Source organism: Variovorax sp. PDC80 (assembly GCF_900115375.1).
In the GTDB taxonomy this organism is placed as follows: domain Bacteria; phylum Pseudomonadota; class Gammaproteobacteria; order Burkholderiales; family Burkholderiaceae_C; genus Variovorax.
The window spans coordinates 122,167-142,166 of record NZ_FOWG01000014.1 but is presented as its reverse complement, the minus strand read 5'-3'; the positions used below and the strand labels follow the sequence as shown (position 1 = coordinate 142,166).

Below are 20,000 nucleotides of genomic sequence, written 5' to 3'. Positions count from 1 at the left end.
CCATATGGCCCCGAGGTCGTCGCGCTGTGCGCCGATCGCCTCGGTGGCTCCGGAAGTCATCTAGGGATTTTTGAGACTTGCGTCTCAAATCTGGGTGCGCGGATCATACGAGCCGTGTCACCATCTCCACAAGACGACTTCCGCATTTCCGAACCCCGTACAAACCCGATGGCAAGACTCAAGCACACACCGAGCGAGGCGCCGCGCGCGCCGGAACGCGGCGTTCGCGCCGCCACCTTCCGCCAGCTGCTGCAGGCCGCGATGGACATCATTCGATTGAAGGGCCACATCCCCTCGGTGGCCGAAGCGGCGGCGCGATCGAACGTGTCGCGCGCCACCGCCTACCGCTACTTTCCGAGCCGCAGCGCGCTGGTCACCGCGGTGGTCGACAGCTCGCTGGGCCCGGTGCGCCAGATGGCCTCGGACAACCCGAACGGGCGCGAGCGGCTGCACGAGCTGTTCTGCCAGACCTTCCCGCGCTTCAAGGAATTCGAGGCACCGATGCGCGCCGCGGCGCAGCTCTCGCTCGAGCAATGGGGCCTCGAGCGCGCGGGCCTGCTGGCCGAGGAACCGTACCGCCGCGGCCATCGCGTGCGCATCCTCGAGCACGCGCTCGAGCCGATGTCGCCGCTGCTGAGCCCGCGCATGCGCGACCGGCTGCACCATGCCCTCTCGATCGTCTACGGCATCGAGCCCTACGTGGTGCTCAAGGACATCTGGGGCCTCGAGGACCGCGAGGTCGAACGCACCGCGCTGTGGATGGCCGATGCGCTGGTCGACGCGGCGCTGCGCGACTCGGCGGCGAAGCGCGCGGCGGCCGAGGCGGCCGCGGCATCGACGCCGCCGCCGGCGCCCGAATGGTTCGATGCGCAGTACAACAACCGCGCGCGCATTCCCGAGCATCCGTCGATCCTGAAGTACTGGGCCGATGCATCGGCGCAGGCGCTGCAGCGGCCCGAGTGGATTCGCGATCTGGCCTATGGCGATGACGAGAGCGAGCGGCTCGACATCCTGCCGGCCGCATCGGGTGCCGGGAAGGCGCCCGTCTTCGTCTACATCCACGGCGGCTACTGGCGCGCGCTCGACAAGCGCGACCATGCCTTCCTCGCGCCGCCGCTGGCCGATGCGGGCGCCACCTTCGTGCAGCTCAACTACGCGCTGTGCCCGGCGGTCGACATCGAGCACATCGCGCGGCAGATGACGCAGGCGCTGGCCTGGGTGCATCGCAACATCGCGGCGCACGGCGGCGATCCCGCGCGCATCGTCGTCGCGGGCCATTCGGCCGGCGGCCACCTCGCCACCATGCTGCTGGCCTGCGACTGGCAGCGCGTTGCGCCCGACCTGCCGCGCGATCTCGTCAAGGCGGCGCTGCCGATCTCGGGCGTCTACGAGCTCGAGCCTTTGCGGCACGCGCCTTTCCTCGCGGCCGACATCGGGCTGACCGAGGCCTCGGCGCTGCGGCTGAGTCCGGCCGCGATGCCCGCGCCGAAGCAGGGCACGCTGGTGACCGTGGTCGGCGGCGACGAGAGCGAGGAGTTCCACCGCCAGGCCGAGCTGATCGCCAGCGCCTGGGGCCGCCGCGTGGTGGTGGGCGCCGAGCGGCCCGCGAACCGCAACCACATGAGCGTGCTGGCCGATCTCGCGGACCCGGCATCGGGCACGCACCGGCAGGCGCTGGGCCTGCTCGGGCTCGCCGATCCGGCGCGCTGAGCCCCGGTCCTCGCGCGGGCCGCGCCACGGCGGGGGTCTGGAAGCCCCACGACGTGGCGCGCCCACGTCCGACAAACCACCGGGGGGCCTCGCGTCGTACAAGTTGCTCAACCTGCTTCAACTTCATTCCCAGGAGAGCAATCGATGAGCGACAAGAAGCCGAATCCCGTGATCAATGCGGTGTCCAACGTCGTGGCGGCCCTGCGCGCCGATGACGACCAGATCGCGGTGGCCAAGGCCCACGAATCCCTCGAGCCCGAGGCGATCGAGAAACTCACGCCCGAGGAGGCACGCCGGCAGCCGACCGTGGCCGATGCCGTGAAGAAGCTGCTCGAGCAGCAGAACCGCTCGGCCGTGCCCGAGACCCTGGTGCCGGGCGTCACCACGCGCGAGCTCACGGTCGATGGCGCCACCGGCCCGCTGGCCGCCACGCTCTACACGCCCGCGGGGCAGGGGCCCTTCCCCGTCGTCCTGTATTTCCATGGCGGCGGCTGGGTGATCGCGAACCGGCAGGTGTACGACGGCGGCGCGCGCGGGCTCGCCGCCGCCGCACGGGCGATGGTGCTGTCGGTCGACTACCGGCTCGCGCCCGAGCACAAGTTTCCGGCCGCATGGGACGACGCGCTCGCGGCCTACCGCTGGCTGATCGAGCACGCGGCCTCATTCGGCGGCGATGCCACCCGCCTCGCGCTCGCGGGCGAATCGGCCGGCGGCAATCTCGCGGTGGCCACGGCGATCGCCGCGCGCGACGCCGGCCTGCGCGCGCCGCGCCATGTGCTGTCGGTCTACCCCGTCACGCAGACCAGCCGCAACACCGAGTCCTACCTCGAGAACGCGATCGCCAAGCCGCTCAACCGCGCGATGATGGACTGGTTCTTCACCCACGTGACGCGCAGCGAGCAGGACCTCGACGACCCGCGGCTGTCGCTGGTCGACGCGCAGCTCGCCGGCTTGGCGCCGGTCACCATCGTCAATGCGCGGCTCGATCCGCTGCGCAGCGATGGCGCGAGGCTCGAGAGCGCCCTGATCGACGCGGGCGTGGAGGTCGCGCGCAAGGAATTCGAGGGCGTGGCGCACGAGTTCTTCGGCGCCGCGGCGGTGCTCGAGAAGGCCAGGGACGCGCAGGCCTTTGCGGGCGAGCGGCTGCGGCGATCGTTCGCGCCCTGAAGGCCGGACCCACACGATGGCGAAAACACCATGAGCCTGACCGGTTACCTCGTCGAGGACAACCCCCTGATTCGCGACAGCCTGATCGCGACGCTGGAGGAGCTCGCGCCCGTGCACATGGTCGGCAGCGCGGAGACCCAGGCCGAGGCCGTGGCCTGGCTGCACGATGCCGATGGCCAATGGGACGTGGCCGTGGTCGATCTCTTCCTGCGCCACGGCACCGGCTTCGGCGTGCTCATGGGCTGCAGGGATCGCCTGCCGCGCCAGCGCATGGTGATCTTCTCGAACTTCGCGACCAAAGACATGCGCGAGCGCGCGCTGCTGCTGGGCGCCGATGCGGTGTTCGACAAGTCGACGGAGATCGAGGGCCTGCTGCGCTTTCTCGAGGAGACCGAGCGCGCGGTCGACCGGTCCTGAAGCGGTGCGCTACAGCGCCTGGATGTCGGGCAGAACCCAGGAGCGGTCGAAGTAGGCCGCGAGTGGGCCGAAGAGACGGAAATAGACGTACCAGGAATGTCCGGGCGTGGTGGGGATCCAGTTCTTCTCGAGGCCCGGTGCAGGCGTCGGACCCAGCACGATGTCGACCGACCCATCGGCGTTCTTCGCCAGGTCCTGGCGAGAGGAGCGGTCGACGATCTGCTGCGCGTTCTGGACCAGGCCGCGGGTCTGCGTGTCGTACAGCGTGGCCGACCAGAACAGCCTGGCGGGCACGTCCGCCGGCACGCGCAGGCGGTAGCTGCGCGCACCGTCGAACGGGGCCGCCTTCGCGTCGTAGTAGGCGGCGAGATAGGCCGCGCCGACGCCGGGCGTTCGCGTCAACACGGCCGCCGAGGTGCCGGTGACTTCGTAAAAGAAGGCCGTGCGCTCCTCGAACAGCGTGCCGCCGGGCACGTCCTGCGCGTTGTCGAAGCCGGGCGCGATCAGGTATTCCCAGTGGGTGTCGGGCCGATAGCGCATGCCGGGGATGCGCTTGCGGAAGGCGATGGCCTTGGCCGTCGCCTCGCCCACGATCGCGGCCTTCTCCAGCACGGCCTGTTGCCGAGCATCGGGCGCGAAGGGGCGATCGAATTTGATGCCGAGCGGCGCGAGCAGGGCGGCGAAGAAGCGGTCGCGATCCTCCACGGGCTCTCCCCGCAGCGCATTCGCCAGCCGTTGCCAGTAGGCGAGGCCTTGCGGATGCGCCATGCTCGTCAGTTCGCCCTCGGGCTTGAAGCGCAGCAGGCGTGTACTCGCCGCGGCAGGCTGCTGGCCGGGCGGATGGACCCGCAGGGCCGAGAAGACCGTTTCCACCTGCGCCAGGTCGGCATCGAGTCCGCGGCAGAACAGCAGGACCTTGAAGGTGCGCGATCGCAGCAGCTGCGCGCCGGCCGGCAGCTCGCCCGGCGCCTGCTGCCCCGGACCGAGCAGCACGAACACGGCGCCTCGGCCCGCATCGGGCCCGGTGATGCCGACATCGCACAGGGGACGGTCCCACCAGTCGATCAGCGAGCCCGCGGTCGCGCCCGGCGGATAGTGCAGCACCAGCGGTTGCCGCGAAAGATCGAAGAAGGCGAAGACATAGGGCGTGGTGACGTTCGAGCCGAGCATCGCGCTGACGTCGCGGTAGCCCGACACCCGCACGAAGTCGCCGCTGCGGGCGCCCGCGTTGTCGACCAGCATCTGCCGCGCGCTTTCCATGCCGACGATCGGGATGGCCCAGAGATAGCTCATCACGGCGCTCTGATGGTCGAGCGCCTGGTAGAGACTGTCCACAGTGCGCGCCGTGGGCATGCCGAGCTCGAACTCGAGCGCGCCGGCCTGCGTGTCGACCGCGGCGCGCGTGCCCGCGCCCTGGCCGGTGCCCGCGGCCGTGGGTTTCGAACTCAGCAGCGCCAGGGTCGTGGCCAGCTTGAAGGCGCCTCGTCGATTCAATGCCATGAACATCGGTCCTCGAAAGCTTGCAGCCTGCGTCAGTCGGGAAAACGCAGCACGGCCTTGATGGTCCGGCCCTGCTCGCCGTCTTCCACGGCCTCGTTGATCTGGTCGAAGGCATAGAACCGGATCAGCTTGTCGAAGGGGAAGCGCCCCTGCCGATACAGCTCGACCAGCTTCGGGATGAACAGGTCGGGCACCGAGTCGCCTTCGCAGATGCCGCGGATCTTGCGGCCCAGCAGCAGGCCCCAGGTGTCGAGGCCGATCTCGCTGCCGAAGGCGGGTGCGCCGATCATGCCGCACTCGCCCATGATCTGGATCGAATCGACGGCCTGGCGCAGGGCCGTGAGATTGCCCGAGGTCTCGAGCGAGAACTGGGTGCCGCCACCGCCGGTGATCTCCTGGATGCGCCGCACCGGGTCGGTGGTCCGCGGGTTGACCACATGGGTGGCGCCGAGCTCGAGCGCGAACCGCAGGCGCGCCTCGTTCGGGTCGACGCAGATGCGGATCGCGCAGCCGGTCACATTGGCCGCGAGCAGCGCCGAGAGGCCGACCGATCCCGCGCCGTAGATGGCGATCGAATCGCCGGCCTGCGGGCGCAGCGAGTTGATGACCGCGCCCGCGCCGGTCTGCACGCCGCAGCCCAGCGGCCCCATGATCTCGAGCGGCACGTCGGACGGGATCTTCACCACGCTGCGTTCGGTGCCCAGCGCATAGGTCGCGAACGAGGACTGGTTGAAGAAGGCCCCGTGCACGACGTCGCCGCCCTGGCGCATGGTGGGCGTTCCGTCCATGCGCGCGAAGCCGAAATTGGCCTTGAAGAAGTGCCGGCAGTACATGGGCTTGCCGGTCTGGCAGGTGTCGCAGTGGCCGCAGAAGTTGCAGCTCATCACGACGTGGTCGCCGGGTTTCAGCTTGCTCACGCGGCTGCCGACCTGCTCGACGATGCCCGCGCCCTCGTGGCCGTACACCGCGGGGAAGGGCGCCGGCACCACCTGGTCGCGCGGGAGGGTGTCGGTGTGGCAGACGCCGCAGCTCTTCATGCGGATGAGCACCTCGTCGTCGCGCGGCGGCTCCAGTTCGATGTCCTCGAGGGTGAACTTGCCACCCTTCTCGCGCATGACGGCGGCTGTGATCTGCATGGGATGACCTCTTTGGATGTAGGGGGTGGGGGGAGGGCGAAGCGCTGCGTGCCGCGGGCTCAGGCCCTGGGGGCGAACCACGGGGCCGCCACCTGCGTCTGGACCGTCACGGCCTTGAGGTGCGTGTACATGTTGAGCGTCTCGTGGCAGTACTCGCTGCCGATCCCGCTCTCCTTGAAGCCGCCGAAGGGCGAGCCGCTCGCGAGGTTGAAGTAGTGGTTGATCCACACCGAGCCGGCCTGCAGCCGGTCGGCCGTGTCCCAGGCGTTGCGCAGGTTGCTGGTGTAGAGGCCGGCGGCCAGGCCGTAGCGCACGCCGTTGGCCTCCTCGATCATCCGGTCGTGGTCCTTCCAGCGGATCACGCTGAGCACCGGGCCGAAGATCTCCTCCTGCGCGATGCGCATGCGGTTCTCGGCCTCGAACACGGTCGGCGCGATGAAGTGGCCGTGGGCCTGCCCCTCGACGTCGATGCGCTGGCCGCCGGTCATCAGCCGCGCGCCCTCGGCCTTGCCGATGTCGATGTAGTTCATCACGCGCCGGCCCTGCTCGGGCGACACCAGGTTCGAGAGCACGGTGTCGGGCGCGAGCGCCGCGCCGACCCGCACGCGCTCCATGCCGGCGACGAGGCGGTCCATCACGGCGTCGTAGACCGCGTCGTGCACGAACAGCCGGGTGCCCGCGAGGCAGGACTGGCCGTTGCAGTACAGGGTCGCGAACATCGCGTTGTCGACCACCGCGTCGATGTCCTCGATGTCGGGAAAGATGATGTTCGGGCTCTTGCCGCCCAGTTCCAGCGACACGGGAACCAGCCGGTCGGCGCCGGCGCGCGAGATGATCCGCCCGACCTCGCTGCTGCCCGTGAAGGCCAGCTTCGCCACGCCGGGGTGCGCGGTCAGCGCGGCCCCGGCCTCCTCGCCGAAGCCGGGCACGATGTTGATGACGCCGGGCGGAAAGATCTTCGCGATGTGCCGGCACAGCTCCAGCGTGCTGAGCGAGGCGTTCTCGTCGGGTTTCAGCACCACCGTGTTGCCCGCCGCGATCGCCGGCGCGATCTTGAAGGCCGCCATGATCGCGGGCACGTTCCACGGAATGATCTGGCCGCACACGCCATAGGGCTCGCGCCTGGCGACCAGGTAGCCGCCGGGGATCGGGCGGCCGAATCCCTCGTGCGTGAGGGCCGCGGCCGCGAAGTAGCGGTACTGCGAGATCGCGAACTGGTGATCGAGGCCGGTCTCGAACAGGCGCCGGCCGATGTCGATCGAATCGATGCGCGCGAGGCGCTGCTGGTCGGCTTCCACGGCCGCCGCCAGCTTCAGCAGCAGGGCCGAGCGCTCCTCGGGCGCGGTGGCGCGCCAGGCCGGGAAGGCCCTGGCGGCGGCCCGCACGGCCGCATCGACCTCGGCCGCGCCGCAGCGCGCGATGCGCGCGACCTGTTCGCCGGTGCCCGAATGCCGCGCCTCGAAGGTCGGACCGTCGATCGGCTGGAACGCGTTGTCGATGAAGGCACCGTAGGTTTCGGAAAGACCGAGGTCGTGGATCGAGCTCATCAAGGGACTCCTGTGCATGGATGGATGGGGGCGCGACCGGCCTGATGGGCACGGTCGGCTCGGCTGGCGCCAGTCTTCAGGAAGACGCGCCGCGCCGCGATCCGGAATGCGAAGCGCTATCCGCGATGCGCAGGACGGGGGCTCCGGGCGTTCCCGCATCGCGCCGCTCAGCGAGGGAACGCGAGGGAACGCGAGGGAACGCACCCCTAGAATGCGGGCCCGGCGGCAGCACGCAGAAGCTGTCGCGCCGTCTGTGGAAGGGGCGACCATGCACTATCGGACCCATGATCTCGACGAAGCCATCCACGCCGTGGGCGCCGTGTACTGCCCGCACGAGCTCCACCTGGATCGCCGGGCCAAGGCCCTGGACACCCGGCTGAGCGCGACCGAGGCGAGGCCGCTGGCGCTGGTCCAGCTCGCCTACGGCGCGCGCGTGGAGGTCGACGCGGGCGAGTTCCCTGGCTTGTTCCTCTTCATGCGCTGCACCGCCGGCGAAGGCACCGTGTCGCAGGGCAACCGCAGCGCCACCTGGCGCGCGGGCACGACGATCCCCGTATCGGCCGGCCGGCCGACCCGCTTCGATTTCGGTGCCAGCTTCGAGCAGATCACCTTCCGGCCCGACACGGCGACGCTGGAGGCGTGCTGCGCCAGCCTCGTCGGCCGTCCGCTCGACGACGGGCTGAAGTTCGACCCCGTGCCGTTCACGCCGGCGCTCGAGCGTTCATGGTCCGGCGTGTGGGACCTGGTCGACACCTTGCCCGCGGCGCTGCCGGCCCCGGCGTACCGTTCGCTCGAGCAGTTCGTTCTGATGTCCCTGCTGCACGGGCATCCGCACAACTACACCGGCTGGATGCGCGGAGAGCGGCCGGCATCGCGGCCCGCGCGCCTCGCGGGCCTGGCCGAGGCGCTCATTCACGACCGCATCGCGGACCTGTCGCTGACGGTGTCCGACATCGCCTCGTCGCTGGGCGTGGGCGTGCGTGCCTTGCAGCTGGCGTTCCAGGCGCACCGGGGGATGACGCCGACGGCCTACCTGCGGCGGATCCGCCTCGCGCAGGTGCGCGAGCGATTGCTGGACGGCGCGGACGACGACACGGTGACGGACATCGCGTTCGCCCACGGCTTCTTTCATCTGAGCCGCCTCGCGCAGCAGTACAAGGCGCAATTCGGCGAGGCGCCATCGGACACCCTGCGCGCGCGCCATCGCCGGACGGCATGATGGGCGCATGCCTCGTTCCAACCCCTCATCCATGCCAGAACCCGTTTTCCGCCAAGCCCTTCCTTCCGATGCCGAACGCTGCTACGCGATAGAGATCGGCGCCTACGAGGGCGACGAGGCCGCCACCCTCGCCAAGATCCGCACCCGCATCGAGCAGTACCCGCAAGGCTTCCTCGTCATGGAGCTCGAGGAGCAGCTCATCGGCTTCATCAACAGCGGGTGCGCGCACGAGGTCGTGATGTCGGACGAGGCCGTCAAGGAGCTGGTCGGCCACGACGCCGCCGCGCCCAACGTCGTGATCATGTCCGTGGTCATCGATCCCCTGTTCCAGGGGCGCGGGTATGCCAGCGTGATGATGAAGACCTTCGTCGACCAGATGCGGCAGGCCGGCAAGCAAACGATCCACCTGATGTGCAAGGAGCGCCACGTGGCGCTCTATGCCCGGCAGGGGTACGGCTACGTGAGGCCTTCGCCGTCCGGCCATGGCGGGATGTCCTGGCACGAGATGCTGATGGTGCTCTAGCGGGCACCATCAGCGCGCCGCAGGCTCTCAGCCTTCGTTGGTCGGAGGCAGGAAGCAGAAGGCCATCGGCGTGTCCTTCTGGTAGTCCAGCGCCACGCCGTAGCAGTCCTCGGTGTTCCACTGCTGGGCGCCCCAGTCGAAGAAGGCGCCATCGACGTTCCCGTCGATGGACCCCAGCTGTCCCGGCATGGCGCCGCTGGACGTCGCGGCCACCGCGATGGGGGTGTCGCCGTTGCCGTCGAGGCCGTCCAGCCGGTCCCGGTCGCTGCCGAGCATGTTCGTGAACATCATCGGCTTTCACGGCGTGGGCATCATCTTGTTGTCGCGGTCGGGTTCGACCTGGCCGACGTTGAACGAGACGAGCAGGACGTCCTTGCGCGCGTCGGCGATCTTCGTGTCGAAGTGGATGGCCTTCTGGCTGCCCAGCACCTTGTCGATCGAGTAGGCGGGCGTCCGCGGGTCGGGGTTCATGGAGTTGTAGAAGTTCAGTTCATCGCCGGCGAGCATTCTCGTTTCGTCCAGCAGCGCCTTGTTGGCGTCGTACAGGCGCTGGAGGATGGTGGCGGAGAGCAGGCCGCGGATGCCGCCGCCAACGAACGAGAGAATTGTGTAATGGCCGGGAAGCGTCGACATTGCGAAAGCTCCTTCAGGTGAGTTGATCCCATGCGGGGAGTTGCAGTGTCGAGTGCCGCTATTGCAATTGCACCTTGCTTTTTTTGCAGTGGATATCTCGATGCAATGGAGAAATTGCCAATTAGGCCTATTGGTTGACAACGGATTTCAGTGGGGAATGGCGGAGGTTGCGGGGTCAATCAGGCGCCCGCGAAGTTCGCCATGGATCGGGCACCGGAATCGGTGAGGCAGGAAGTTTCGGGGTGTCGCGGCCTCGGCCACCCATGGCCATGGAGTGCGAAGCGCCATTCGCACGTTCTTGCCGCCGCGTCGGCGGAAATTTCTTCGAAGTGCCGCTAGTCGCCGAACCAGAAGATCACCCAGAGGCCGACGGAGCTGTATGCGACGAACATGGCCAGCATCTCGCGTTGAAGAGCCAGGCGCGCGTACTGCAGGCGAATACGAACCATCATGTCGACCTCCTCGCTCCACGGCCGCTCCCTTCGGCGGAGATTGCGCGGGGCTTGTCCATTCGTCAAGCCGAAATTAGTTCACGCGGAGAGCGGCGACATAGAGATGCAATTGCGTCGCAATAGCGAGCTAATTGAACAGGGAGTCGCACAAAACGATTGGCCCTCAGGTGCCCGCTGAAATGTTCAACGAATGCGTAGCGTTGACCGCTCCAGACTCAGTTCGATCCCCGCGGTGAACTCTGGAGGGCATCGACCAGGAAGTCGACCATCACCCGCACCTTCGCGCTGAGATGGCGACGGCTGGCGTAGATCGCGAGGATGTCGATCGGCGGCATGCGATAGCCCGGCATCACCTCGACCAGTCGACCGGCCTGCACGTCCTCGCCAATCACGAAACTCGGTTGCCAGATGACGCCGGCGCCGGCAAGCGCCGCCGCACGAGCGGTTTCGCCGTTGTTGGCCCGCAGGGCCCAGCGCACGCGAACCGATTCCAGCGACCCGCCGGGGCCGGCGAACTGCCACTCGTCGGAGGTCGCGCCGTAGGTATAGCCCAGGCACAGGTGCCGCGACAGGTCCGCGGGCACCTCGGGCATGCCATGCCTCGCCAGGTAGTCGGGCGAGGCGCACACGAGGTTCTGCGAACGGCCCAGGTTGCGCGCGATGTGATTGCCCGAGGTGGTCCGCGAGATGCGGATCGCCAGGTCGTAGCCTTCCTCGACGATGTCGACCACGCGGTCGATGAGCGCGATGTCGAGTTCGACATCGGGGTACTTCGCCATGAACTTTGGCCACAGCGGCGCCAGCACGAGGCTGCCGAAACTCAGCGGCGCATTGAGGCGCAGCCGCCCGCGCGGCTGGAGCGACGCAGTGGTCGCGAGCGCCTCGGTCTCCGCCACCTCTTCGAGGATCGACTTCGCCCGGTCGAACAGGGCCTCGCCGCCCTCGGTGAGCGACAGGCGGCGCGAGGTGCGGTTGATCAGCCGCGTGCGCAGGTGGGCTTCGAGCTCGTTGACGTAGCGCGTCACGTTGGCCGGTGAGGTGTCGAGCGCGTCGGCCGCCTTGACGAAGCTGCCGCGCGCGACCACGGTCACGAACACCTCGTACGCACGCAATCGGTCCATGGCCTCGGGCTCCAATCATTCACAAAAGCTGAATGAGTAAACCACTTTTGGGGCCTTTCTGGAAGTGAAGCTGAATCATAAATTCGCTTCACCCCAAAACACGGACCGAAAGGCCTAGACATGAACACCCTCCATCCCGCCCCCACCCGCCGCGCGCTGATCGCCGGCGCCGCCGCATTCGGCGCCACGCTGAGCTTCGGCTCCGTGGCGCACGCCGCGCCCGCCGTCGACGCGGTGCCGGGCTTTCGCGCCGGCAGCGCCGAGGTGAACGGCACCCGCATCAACTACCGCATCGGCGGCACCGGGCCGGCCATCGTGCTGCTGCACGGCTATGCCGAGACCGGCCACATGTGGAACCCGCTGATGCCGTTGCTGGCCAAGACGCACACCGTGGTCGTGCCCGATCTGCGCGGCGCGGGCAACTCGTCGAAGCCCGAGAGCGGCTACGGCAAGAAGAACATGGCCGTCGACATCCACGAGCTCGTCAAGTCGCTCGGCATCCGCAACGTGAGCATCGTGGGCCACGACATCGGCCTGATGGTGGCCTACGCCTATGCCGCGCAGTTCCCGTTGGAGACCGACAAGGTGGTGCTCATGGACGCCTTCCTGCCCGGCATCGGCCAATGGCAGAACGTCTGGCTGCTGCGCGACCTCTGGCACTTCCATTTCCACGGCGCGACGCCGCTGGCGCTGGTGCACGGACGCGAGCGCATCTACTTCGAGCATTTCTGGAACGACTTCGCGGCCGACCCCAAGCGCTCGGTGCCCGAGGCCGATCGCCGCTTCTATGCCAAGGCCTATGCGCAGCCCGGCGGCATGCGCGCCGGCTTCGAATACTTCAAGGCCTTCGAGCAGGACGCGGCCGAGTTCGCCGAACTGGGCAAGACGCCGCTGCCCATGCCGATGCTGGTGCTGTCCGGGGAAAAAGCCGGTGGCACTTTCCTGATCGAACAGGGCAAGATGGTCGCAACCAACGTGCAGGGCGTGATCGTCAAGGGCTCCGGTCACTGGCTGATGGAGGAGGCGCCCGATCAGGTCATTCCCGCGCTGGTCAATTTCCTGGGCTGACAGGCAACCCATCTCGTCATCGACACAAGGAGCATCGACATGGATCTTCAACTGAAGGGCAAGCTGGCCCTGGTCAGCGGCAGCACCGCAGGCATCGGCTATGCGATCGCGCACACGCTGGCCCAGGAGGGCGCCAGCGTCATCGTCAACGGCCGGTCGCAGACCGCGGTCGACGAGGCGGTGGAGCGCATCCGCTCGCAGACGCAGGGCACGGTGGTCGGCTACGCCGGCGATCTCAGCCGCGCCGACGCCGCCGAGGAACTCGTGCGCCGCCATCCCGGCATCGGCATCCTCGTCAACAACCTCGGCATCTTCGAGGCCAAGGCCTTCGAGGACATTCCCGATGAGGACTGGCTGCGCTTCTTCGACGTCAACGTGCTGAGCGGCGTGCGCCTTGCGCGCCTGGTGCTGCCGGAGATGAAGCGGGCGAACTGGGGCAGGATCATCTTCATCTCGAGCGAAAGCGCGGTGCAGATACCGACCGAGATGATCCACTACGGCGTGACGAAGACCGCGCAGCTCGCGGTGTCGCGCGGGCTCGCGGAATCGGTCGCCGGCACGAACATCACGGTGAACAGCGTGCTGCCCGGACCGACGAAATCGCGCGGCGTCGGCGACTTCGTGGAAGGCATGGCGCGCTCGAGCAGCAAGAGCTTCGAGCAGGTCGAGGCGGAGTTCTTCGACCATGTTCGCCCGACCTCGCTGATCAAGCGTTTTGCGTCGCCGCAGGAGGTGGCCTCGCTCGTGGCCTATGTGGCGAGTCCGCTCGCGTCGGCGACCACGGGCGCGGCGCTTCGCGTGGATGGGGGCGTGGTCAAGAGCGCCTTCTGAGCTCGCTGGCGCGGGGCGCTCCTCGAGGCCGTCTTTGGTATCGTGCGGTCGAATCGCAGGGTGGTGGACGCCGCCTGGTGATGCGGGCTCGACACCCGACGACGGGTTCAACGATCGCGAGGAGACGCGCAATGGTGGTGTGGCAGTGGTGAGCGAGCACGCAGCGACACGGCCGCCGATCCGCATCGGGCGCCTTCGGCGTGCGTCGTGGATGGCCGCGGTGGCGGTGCTGAGCCTGGGCGCCGGCGTCTGCCGGGCGGACGGCTTGACCGACAAGGTCTTGCGGGCACTGCGGAGCGAGGCCCCGGAGATCGGCGTGACCGTCGTGACCGACAACGAATTGAAGATCGCGAGCAAGAGCGCGTCGACGGTCTATCTTTTCAATGTCCGCAAGTCCTGCGAATCCCGTGCCGATCGCTGCGACGAGGAGATTGCGAACTTCGTCCGGGGCGTTGTCTCCGTCGCTTCGGTGGACTCGGCGCAGCGTGCGTTCGTGGGCGAGAAGGTGTTCCCGGTGCTGCGCCGGTCCGGCTTCGGAACACGGGCCACCGAGCGGATCAAGGAGCCCGACAAGCAGCTGGTGGTCATGCCCTTCGCCGAAAGCATCGAGACGCTCTTCGTCGTCGACAGCGAGAAGACGGTTCGGTTCATCAACCTCGACGACATGGCCCAAGCCGGATTGACGGTGACAACACTCGCCGAGCTGGCGTCGCGCAACGCCGCGCGCCTGCCCGCGTTGAAGGCCGAGCCCATCAAGGGGATGGAGGGCGTCCATTTCATGCCCGCCAACGATGGACTGGGATCGTCGAGGGTCTTCGACCCCGCGCTCTGGACCAGGCTGGAGGCCCTGGCCGGCGGACCCGTGGCCATGGCCGTGCCGACCGGGGACTGGATTTTCTTCACGCGCGCAGACCAGCCCGACCAGGTGGCGAAGTTGCGTGGACTGGTCGCGCGTGTCGTTCGCGGGGAGCCTTATTCGGTGTCCGATGCGGTGCTGGTCAGGGATCGGGGCGGCTGGAAGGCGTTGCGAACGCAATGAGTCTGGAACCGCGTTGTCCAGCGAGGTTTCGAGTTCTCGTGCAGCGATCGCCACGAGCCGCGCCGCCATCCGCGCGGCCGTAGGATCGCAGGGATCGCCCCAGCGCGCGATGGAGGCGTCGATGTCGCTCCCACTTCAACGCGGCACCTGGGCATCGGCTTCCTTGACCGGACATGCCGAAGCATTGACGGACTTGCCGGGCGCGATGACGCCGCCTTCGTACACGCAACGATGCAGCGGGCGATCGGGCCAGCGCGCTTCGTACCACTGCACGCGGCCAGCGACGTAGTAGGCGGTGATGACCTTCTCCATGGTGGACGGCGCATTGCCATCGCCGATCCAGCCGTACTGGCAACCGGTGAACGAATTCGGAACCGGCTGGGGATCGACGATGAAATCGAAGCCGTGCGTGTGGGTGACTTCGGCGCCCGCGCGCGGTGAAGCCCGGGAACAGAGTTCGGCCGCACTCGCGACCCCCGCGCACAAGGCGGCGGTCGAAACGATCATCGGGATGAACAGCCAGTACAGGCGCATGGGTCGATTCCTTGCATGACGGGTCATGCCGGCCTCATGCATCGGCCGGCGCGCAATTCTCGTCCAAGGCCGGGCATCAGACCCGGAACCAGATCTTGAACGTCACGTACAGCGCATACCCCAGCGCGAGAACGAGCCACACCATGTAGAAGACGTTCGACCAGTACTCCCCCGCATGCGTCGCCAGCGCATACACCTGCCCCGAGCAGGCCTTGCCGAGGCACGGCACCTCGCCCCGGATCAGCGCGCGCAAGGTGGAGACGAAGAGATAGCACGCGATGGCGCCGGCCACGAGGAAGCCGACCGGTCCGACGAAGCCCTTGGTGAGTTCGTCGTTCTCGTCGCGATTGCCTTTCTTCAGCAGGCTCTGCCCGAAGCGGTACCAGGCGAATCCCAGCAGGAGCATCAGCGAGTAATAGAGAAAGTCACGCATGGCATCGAAGGGGCGAGGGCGGTCGAAAGCACGGATTCGTCACGAAGCCGTCGCGGCCACGGCGTGGCCTCCGCCGCATTTTCCGACAGCCGGCTCCTCGGTTGTCCCGATGCCGTCCGCGCCATTCGGCCTGGCCGCGGTCCATGCGCGAGCGCCCAGGCCTTTCGGGGATGAAGTGGATCGAGCCGGCGTTCAGCCTTCGCAACGCCTCGACGGAAGCGCGTCCATCCCCCTTGTTTCTGTCAGCCCGCCTTGGCAGGCACCGGCGTGTTGAGCAACTGCTGCTCCCAGAGGTACGCGATGCCGCTGCCTCCCGCGTGTTGCGTGATCACCTGGGTCAATGCAGCGGCGCTCTCGGTGCGTGCCCAGTCGCGCTGCCATTCCGAGGCGACCGCGAGCCAGGTGAGCATGTTCGCGCCGGCCGCGATCATTCGCTGGATCGCGACCTGGTGCGACTCGACGGAGACGCCGCCGGACGCGTCGGTGACCACGGTGACGTCCCAGCCTTCGCCGAGTGCCTGGATCGTCGGCATCGCGACGCAGACCTCGGTCCACAGGCCCGCGATGATCAGTTGCTTGCGGCCCGTGGCCTTGACCACATCGACCACCGCCTTGTCCTGCCAGGTATTGATGAACGTACGGTCGATGACCTCCTGGCCGGGGAAGACCTCGGTGAGCTGGGGGAAGAGGAGGCCGCCGCGTTCGGCGATCACGCTCGTCAGGATGGTGGGGACGCCGAAGGCCTTGGCGGCCTTCGCGAGGCCGACGGTGTTGTTGATGACCATCTGCGGTTCGTGACTGTTCAGGTTCGCGAGCTGGTAGGGCTGGTGGTCGATCAGGACGAGGACCGAGTCTTCGGGACGAAGAAGCGAAGAGAGGCCGTTGCGAGAAGTCATTGCTGGTTCCTGTGTTGCCGCTGTCAGCGGGAGGGGTTCTGGACGACGGAACCGCTCGTGGCGATGCCGTCCGCAGGGAGTATTGCGATCCCGCTCTTCGCCCGGTAGTACCATTCTTCGGCGAACTGTGTCGCGATTGGAGGAACGCCAGCTTGGACATCGAGGACCTGCGTACATTCGTCGAAGTGGCCAGTGCCGGAGGGGTGTCGCCGGCGGCGGTGCGACTGGGCATCTCCAAGTCGATGGTGAGTCGGCGACTACTTCGGCTCGAGGCGGAACTGGGTGTTCAACTGCTCGCGCGATCCACGCGCGGTGCGGCGCTCACGGAAGCGGGCAGCACGTTCCGCGACTACGCGGCCAAGGTCTGCGTCGACATCGACACGGCCATGGAGACGATCCTGCCCGCGGGCGAGCTTCGCGGCCGCCTGAGGATCGCGGTGCCATTGAGTTTCGGCCCGACGCACTTCGCGCCCATGCTCGCCGAGATGGCGAAGCGTCATCCCCAGCTCCACATCCAGACCTGCTACAGCGACAGATTCGTCGATCTGATCGCCGAAGGCTTCGACTGCGCGATCCGGGTCGGCTATCTCGAGGACTCCAACCTCATTGCAAGAAGCGTCGGACCGATCTACGGCAAGCTCGTGGCGAGCCCGAGCTATATCAGCGCGCACGGGTCGCCCGAGACCCCGGACGAGCTCGGTGCCCATGAAGCGCTGATGCAGGGCACCGAGGCCTGGCAACTGATGGATGGCGACCGGATCATCACGGTCCGGCCGCAGGGACGATTCAAGGCCGACAACGGCACGGCGCTGGTCGCCGCCGCGGTGGCGGGCCTCGGGATCGCCTATGTGCCGGACTGGCTCACGCATGAATACGTGGCCGCCGGTGCATTGGTGCCGGTCATGACGCGCTATCCACCGCCCCCCGCGGGGGCTTACGTCATCCGGCCGCCCGGCCAGCATCCGGCCAGGAAGATACGCGTGCTGACCGAACTGCTGATCGAGCACTGCGAGCGGTTGTCGCATCCGGCGTGAGCGGGTGCTTTGTCGTTTTCGTCGCGCTTGCCGTGCGGCGAGCGAAGCGGCGTGTCTCCGTTCTGTCACGTACATGTAAACAAATCGAACTAGCCTCCTCGACAACTTGCTGAGCGGTCTGCCTCGGGCACTTCATTTCAACTTCCGGACGTGTGCGATAGCAGATGACAGCTAACCCGGCATCGGTCAGTGTGCTGGCACTGACAGGGTACCTGCTGTGGGGCTGCCTCGCGTTCATGGGCACGCTGCTGGTGGCTTCGGAGGCCCGGGCGCAGGTGCCGGCGGCAGCCGATGGTGCAGCCGTGAGTCCCATCCCTTTCGACATTGCCGCCCAGGACCTGGGCAGCGCGCTCAACGCCTACAGCCGCCTGACCGGCCTGGCCGTGATGATCGACAGCGCCGACGCGAAGCGCCAAGCCGGCGCGGTGCAGGGCAGCTTCGGCGCGGACGAGGCGCTGCGGCAACTGCTGGCGGGAACGGGGCTGCGCGCGCGTCATGCCGATGCGCAGTCCGTCGTGATCTCCGCAGCGGACGATCCGGCGCCGGCCACCGCGGTGTCGCCGGTTGCGACGGCGGGAGGCCCCGACATCCCGGGCGTCACCGGTAGGAACCCCGACTTCATGGCTTACATCGCGCGGGTGCAGCAGAGCCTGCGCGATGCGCTGTGCGCGTCGCCGCAGACCCGGCCCGGCCCGTACCGGCTGGCGTTGCAGCTTCGCCTCGATGCGCGCGGCATGGTCGAGCGCTTCCGGCTGCTCGACACGACGGGGCAGGCAACACGCGACGCGGCGATCGCCCGGGTGCTGCGGCGCATGGCCGTGGGCGTGCCGCCGCCCGCCGCGATGGCGCAGCCGGTCTCGATCCTGCTGCTGCCCGAAGGGCCCTCGGCGCGCCCGCAATGCCCGTCCGCCATCGAGGGCGAAGGGGAGGGCGCGGCCCTGACGGCCGCGCGCACGCCGGACGCGTTCCGGATCGTCGGGCCCTGAGCCACGCCATGCCGGACTCGCTTCGCTCCACGCTGCGCCTGCGCCTGACCGCGCGCTATGCGGAGCTGCGCCGCAGCCTGGAGCGCATCGTGGGCTCGCGCGACGACGCCGCCGATGCGCTGCAGGAGACCTGGGTGCGGCTCGAGGCGACGGCCACGGCGGGCTCGGTGCGCAATGCCGATGCCTACCTGCTGCGCATGGCCGCCAACATCGCGATCGACACGCACCGCCACAACAACGTGCTGCTGACCGATGGCGACGTGGAGGCGCTGATGAACATCGCCGACGAGGTGGGCGATCCGCTGCGCACGGTCGCGGCGCGCAGCGAGCTCGCGACGCTCGATGAGGTGCTGGCGGAGATGCCGCCGCGGCGCCGCGCGATCCTGATCGCGGCGCGCATGGACGGGCTGCTCAACACCGAGATCGCCGAGCGCTTCGGGATCTCCGAGAGCTCGGTGGAAAAGGAGCTGCGCCACGCCATGCGCCATTGCCGCGAGCGCATGGCGCAGTCCGATGCGGTCGAGCGTTCGAACGTCGCGGGCCGTCGGAGATACTGATGTTCATGAGCGCCGACCGCAACGCTCACGCCTCGATCCGCGAACAGGCCGACGCCTGGTGGGCGCGGCTGCGCTCGGGCCGGGCCACGCGCGCCGATGCCGAAGCGCTGCGCCAGTGGTGCGCGCAGAGCGCCGAGCATGCACGGGCCTGGCGCGAAGTGAAGAAGGCCTGGGAGGCGCTGGAACCGGCCGCCGCGCGGGCGGTGCAGGCGGATCCCTCGGCGGCGTTTCCCGAGCGGCCGCGGCGTGTGGCCGCACCGGCCGATCGGGCTTACCGGCCCGGCCGGCGTGCCTTCGTCGCGGGTGCGGTGGCGGCGTCGGCCACCACCTTCCTGGCCTTCAGGCCGCCGCTGGGGCTGTGGCCGTCGGTCGCGGAACTGGGCGCCGACTACCGCACGGGCACCGGCGAACAGCGGCAGGTGGCGCTGTCCGACCAGGTCAGCGTGCAGATGAACACGCAGACCCGCATGAACCTGAAAGCCGGCGAGGCCGGCGACGGCATCGAGCTGGTGGCGGGCGAGGCCGAGATCCTCGCGGGCCCGCAGCGGCCGTTCGCGGTGTATGCGGGCGCCGGGCGGCTGCTGGCGCGTTCCGCGCGCTTCAACGTGCGCCACACCGGCCCGCAGGTGTGCGTGAGCTGCCTAGAGGGCACGGTCGACGTCGACCTGGCGGGCCAGCACCGCGTGCTCGAGCGCGGCCTGCAGCTGGTCTACGACGCGCAGGGTGCGCGCCCCCCGGTGGCCGTCGATCCGGCGAGCGTCAGCGCCTGGCGCAGCGGCGCGCTGATCTTCACCGACGTGCCGCTGGCCGAGGTGATCGACGAGATCAACCGCTACCGGCCGGGCCGCGTCATCCTGCGCAATGCCGAGATGGGACGCCGGCCGGTGCAGATGCGCTTCGCCATCCACCAGACCGACACGGCGCTGACGATGATCCGCGAGCTGTACGGCGCCAAGCTGACGGCGCTGCCGGGCAACATCGTGCTGATGAGCTGAGCGGCTTCACCGCTCTTCAACCGCGGTAGCGGGGGCCCCGGCGCGGGTGCCGCGCGAAATTCCAGAAAAAAAGTTCGAGAAGCATTGCGACTTCTTTCGACGAGGCACGTCATCGAGGCATGGATGTCCTTTTCCCATGCGTCGCGTGCCCGGGGCCGGCGTCCTTCGTCACCCTTTCAAACAGTTCCAGGAAAGTACCCTC

General features: G+C 68.3%; 21 protein-coding genes. 12 read left to right on the top strand and 9 right to left on the bottom strand.

Annotation, left to right across the window (positions count from 1 at the left end):
• The first annotated feature begins 168 nt into the window (after positions 1-168).
• The 3 genes from BM109_RS41700 to BM109_RS32785 all read left to right on the top strand — a co-directional run bounded on the left by BM109_RS41700 (position 169) and on the right by BM109_RS32785 (position 3,294).
• On the top strand, positions 169-1,710 hold the full coding sequence (locus BM109_RS41700; RefSeq protein WP_256222917.1) for an alpha/beta hydrolase fold domain-containing protein: 1,542 nt from the start codon (positions 169-171) through the stop codon (positions 1,708-1,710).
• Positions 1,711-1,854: 144 nt separating this feature from the next.
• Entirely contained in the window at positions 1,855-2,877 is a 1,023-nt protein-coding gene (locus BM109_RS32790) for an alpha/beta hydrolase (protein WP_093352481.1), read from the top strand.
• Between the two features lie 30 nt (positions 2,878-2,907).
• A complete protein-coding gene (locus BM109_RS32785; protein ID WP_093352478.1) occupies positions 2,908-3,294 on the top strand; it encodes a response regulator in 387 nt (128 codons plus the stop codon).
• 9 nt (positions 3,295-3,303) lie between these two features.
• Here BM109_RS32785 and BM109_RS32780 read toward each other — a convergent pair whose 3' ends face one another.
• From BM109_RS32780 to BM109_RS32770, 3 genes are read right to left on the bottom strand one after another with little or no spacing between them, the layout of a single operon-like run.
• Positions 3,304-4,794, bottom strand: coding sequence for a DUF1214 domain-containing protein (locus tag BM109_RS32780; protein WP_093352670.1), 1,491 nt, complete (start codon positions 4,792-4,794; stop codon positions 3,304-3,306).
• Positions 4,795-4,826: 32 nt separating this feature from the next.
• Positions 4,827-5,930, bottom strand: a complete 1,104-nt coding sequence (locus BM109_RS32775; protein WP_093352476.1) for an NAD(P)-dependent alcohol dehydrogenase — start codon at positions 5,928-5,930, stop codon at positions 4,827-4,829.
• Positions 5,931-5,989: 59 nt separating this feature from the next.
• On the bottom strand, positions 5,990-7,477 hold the full coding sequence (locus BM109_RS32770) for an aldehyde dehydrogenase family protein (RefSeq protein WP_177239523.1): 1,488 nt from the start codon (positions 7,475-7,477) through the stop codon (positions 5,990-5,992).
• Between the two features lie 268 nt (positions 7,478-7,745).
• Here BM109_RS32770 and BM109_RS32765 point away from each other — a divergent pair, with 268 nt between their 5' ends.
• Positions 7,746-8,696 carry an AraC family transcriptional regulator gene (locus tag BM109_RS32765; RefSeq protein ID WP_177239522.1) on the top strand — a complete coding sequence of 317 codons (951 nt, stop codon included), beginning with the start codon at positions 7,746-7,748 and terminating at the stop codon, positions 8,694-8,696.
• Between the two features lie 31 nt (positions 8,697-8,727).
• Complete coding sequence (locus BM109_RS32760) at positions 8,728-9,219, top strand: GNAT family N-acetyltransferase (RefSeq protein WP_093352469.1); 492 nt, start codon at positions 8,728-8,730, stop codon at positions 9,217-9,219.
• Positions 9,220-9,246: 27 nt separating this feature from the next.
• On the opposite strand, the gene BM109_RS32755 is transcribed toward BM109_RS32760, so the two are convergent.
• From BM109_RS32755 to BM109_RS32740, 3 genes are all read right to left on the bottom strand, one after another.
• The gene (locus tag BM109_RS32755; protein ID WP_093352466.1) at positions 9,247-9,510 is read right to left on the bottom strand and encodes a hypothetical protein; all 264 of its coding nucleotides are present in this window, start codon (positions 9,508-9,510) and stop codon (positions 9,247-9,249) included.
• Between the two features lie 6 nt (positions 9,511-9,516).
• Entirely contained in the window at positions 9,517-9,852 is a 336-nt protein-coding gene (locus BM109_RS32750) for a patatin-like phospholipase domain-containing protein (RefSeq protein ID WP_093352464.1), read from the bottom strand.
• A gap of 667 nt (positions 9,853-10,519) precedes the next feature.
• Complete coding sequence (locus BM109_RS32740) at positions 10,520-11,425, bottom strand: LysR family transcriptional regulator (protein WP_093352459.1); 906 nt, start codon at positions 11,423-11,425, stop codon at positions 10,520-10,522.
• 120 nt (positions 11,426-11,545) lie between these two features.
• On the opposite strand from BM109_RS32740, the gene BM109_RS32735 reads away from it, so the two are divergent.
• From BM109_RS32735 to BM109_RS32725, 3 genes are all read left to right on the top strand, one after another.
• Positions 11,546-12,493: an alpha/beta fold hydrolase gene (locus tag BM109_RS32735; protein WP_093352455.1), complete on the top strand. Its 948-nt coding sequence runs from the start codon at positions 11,546-11,548 to the stop codon at positions 12,491-12,493.
• A gap of 39 nt (positions 12,494-12,532) precedes the next feature.
• Entirely contained in the window at positions 12,533-13,324 is a 792-nt protein-coding gene (locus BM109_RS32730; protein ID WP_093352452.1) for an SDR family NAD(P)-dependent oxidoreductase, read from the top strand.
• A gap of 148 nt (positions 13,325-13,472) precedes the next feature.
• The gene (locus BM109_RS32725; protein ID WP_177239521.1) at positions 13,473-14,363 is read left to right on the top strand and encodes a DUF1444 family protein; all 891 of its coding nucleotides are present in this window, start codon (positions 13,473-13,475) and stop codon (positions 14,361-14,363) included.
• A 135-nt stretch (positions 14,364-14,498) separates the two neighbouring features.
• Here BM109_RS32725 and BM109_RS32720 read toward each other — a convergent pair whose 3' ends face one another.
• From BM109_RS32720 to BM109_RS32710, 3 genes are all read right to left on the bottom strand, one after another.
• Positions 14,499-14,897, bottom strand: a complete 399-nt coding sequence (locus tag BM109_RS32720; RefSeq protein WP_093352446.1) for a hypothetical protein — start codon at positions 14,895-14,897, stop codon at positions 14,499-14,501.
• A 76-nt stretch (positions 14,898-14,973) separates the two neighbouring features.
• A complete protein-coding gene (locus BM109_RS32715) occupies positions 14,974-15,330 on the bottom strand; it encodes a hypothetical protein (RefSeq protein ID WP_093352444.1) in 357 nt (118 codons plus the stop codon).
• Positions 15,331-15,572: 242 nt separating this feature from the next.
• Positions 15,573-16,226 carry a hydrolase gene (locus BM109_RS32710; protein ID WP_093352440.1) on the bottom strand — a complete coding sequence of 218 codons (654 nt, stop codon included), beginning with the start codon at positions 16,224-16,226 and terminating at the stop codon, positions 15,573-15,575.
• 152 nt (positions 16,227-16,378) lie between these two features.
• On the opposite strand from BM109_RS32710, the gene BM109_RS32705 reads away from it, so the two are divergent.
• The 4 genes from BM109_RS32705 to BM109_RS32690 all read left to right on the top strand — a co-directional run bounded on the left by BM109_RS32705 (position 16,379) and on the right by BM109_RS32690 (position 19,798).
• On the top strand, positions 16,379-17,260 hold the full coding sequence (locus BM109_RS32705; protein ID WP_093352438.1) for a LysR family transcriptional regulator: 882 nt from the start codon (positions 16,379-16,381) through the stop codon (positions 17,258-17,260).
• A 191-nt stretch (positions 17,261-17,451) separates the two neighbouring features.
• Entirely contained in the window at positions 17,452-18,246 is a 795-nt protein-coding gene (locus BM109_RS32700) for an STN domain-containing protein (RefSeq protein ID WP_177239520.1), read from the top strand.
• Between the two features lie 8 nt (positions 18,247-18,254).
• A complete protein-coding gene (locus BM109_RS32695) occupies positions 18,255-18,803 on the top strand; it encodes an RNA polymerase sigma factor (protein ID WP_093352433.1) in 549 nt (182 codons plus the stop codon).
• 5 nt (positions 18,804-18,808) lie between these two features.
• Positions 18,809-19,798 (top strand): FecR family protein, encoded by a 990-nt coding sequence (locus tag BM109_RS32690; RefSeq protein ID WP_177239519.1) that lies wholly within the window; start codon positions 18,809-18,811, stop codon positions 19,796-19,798.
• Positions 19,799-20,000 lie beyond the last annotated feature (202 nt).

Bases quoted from the DNA above. Each gene is read 5' to 3' on its own strand.
- BM109_RS41700 (WP_256222917.1), top strand. From the start codon at position 169: ATGGCAAGACTCAAGCACACACCGAGCGAGGCGCCGCGCGCGCCGGAA.
- BM109_RS32790 (WP_093352481.1), top strand. From the start codon at position 1,855: ATGAGCGACAAGAAGCCGAATCCCGTGATCAATGCGGTGTCCAACGTC.
- BM109_RS32785 (WP_093352478.1), top strand. From the start codon at position 2,908: ATGAGCCTGACCGGTTACCTCGTCGAGGACAACCCCCTGATTCGCGAC.
- BM109_RS32780 (WP_093352670.1), bottom strand. From the start codon at position 4,794: ATGGCATTGAATCGACGAGGCGCCTTCAAGCTGGCCACGACCCTGGCG.
- BM109_RS32775 (WP_093352476.1), bottom strand. From the start codon at position 5,930: ATGCAGATCACAGCCGCCGTCATGCGCGAGAAGGGTGGCAAGTTCACC.
- BM109_RS32770 (WP_177239523.1), bottom strand. From the start codon at position 7,477: ATGAGCTCGATCCACGACCTCGGTCTTTCCGAAACCTACGGTGCCTTC.
- BM109_RS32765 (WP_177239522.1), top strand. From the start codon at position 7,746: ATGCACTATCGGACCCATGATCTCGACGAAGCCATCCACGCCGTGGGC.
- BM109_RS32760 (WP_093352469.1), top strand. From the start codon at position 8,728: ATGCCAGAACCCGTTTTCCGCCAAGCCCTTCCTTCCGATGCCGAACGC.
- BM109_RS32755 (WP_093352466.1), bottom strand. From the start codon at position 9,510: ATGATGTTCACGAACATGCTCGGCAGCGACCGGGACCGGCTGGACGGC.
- BM109_RS32750 (WP_093352464.1), bottom strand. From the start codon at position 9,852: ATGTCGACGCTTCCCGGCCATTACACAATTCTCTCGTTCGTTGGCGGC.
- BM109_RS32740 (WP_093352459.1), bottom strand. From the start codon at position 11,425: ATGGACCGATTGCGTGCGTACGAGGTGTTCGTGACCGTGGTCGCGCGC.
- BM109_RS32735 (WP_093352455.1), top strand. From the start codon at position 11,546: ATGAACACCCTCCATCCCGCCCCCACCCGCCGCGCGCTGATCGCCGGC.
- BM109_RS32730 (WP_093352452.1), top strand. From the start codon at position 12,533: ATGGATCTTCAACTGAAGGGCAAGCTGGCCCTGGTCAGCGGCAGCACC.
- BM109_RS32720 (WP_093352446.1), bottom strand. From the start codon at position 14,897: ATGCGCCTGTACTGGCTGTTCATCCCGATGATCGTTTCGACCGCCGCC.
- BM109_RS32715 (WP_093352444.1), bottom strand. From the start codon at position 15,330: ATGCGTGACTTTCTCTATTACTCGCTGATGCTCCTGCTGGGATTCGCC.
- BM109_RS32710 (WP_093352440.1), bottom strand. From the start codon at position 16,226: ATGACTTCTCGCAACGGCCTCTCTTCGCTTCTTCGTCCCGAAGACTCG.
- BM109_RS32695 (WP_093352433.1), top strand. From the start codon at position 18,255: ATGCCGGACTCGCTTCGCTCCACGCTGCGCCTGCGCCTGACCGCGCGC.
- BM109_RS32690 (WP_177239519.1), top strand. From the start codon at position 18,809: ATGAGCGCCGACCGCAACGCTCACGCCTCGATCCGCGAACAGGCCGAC.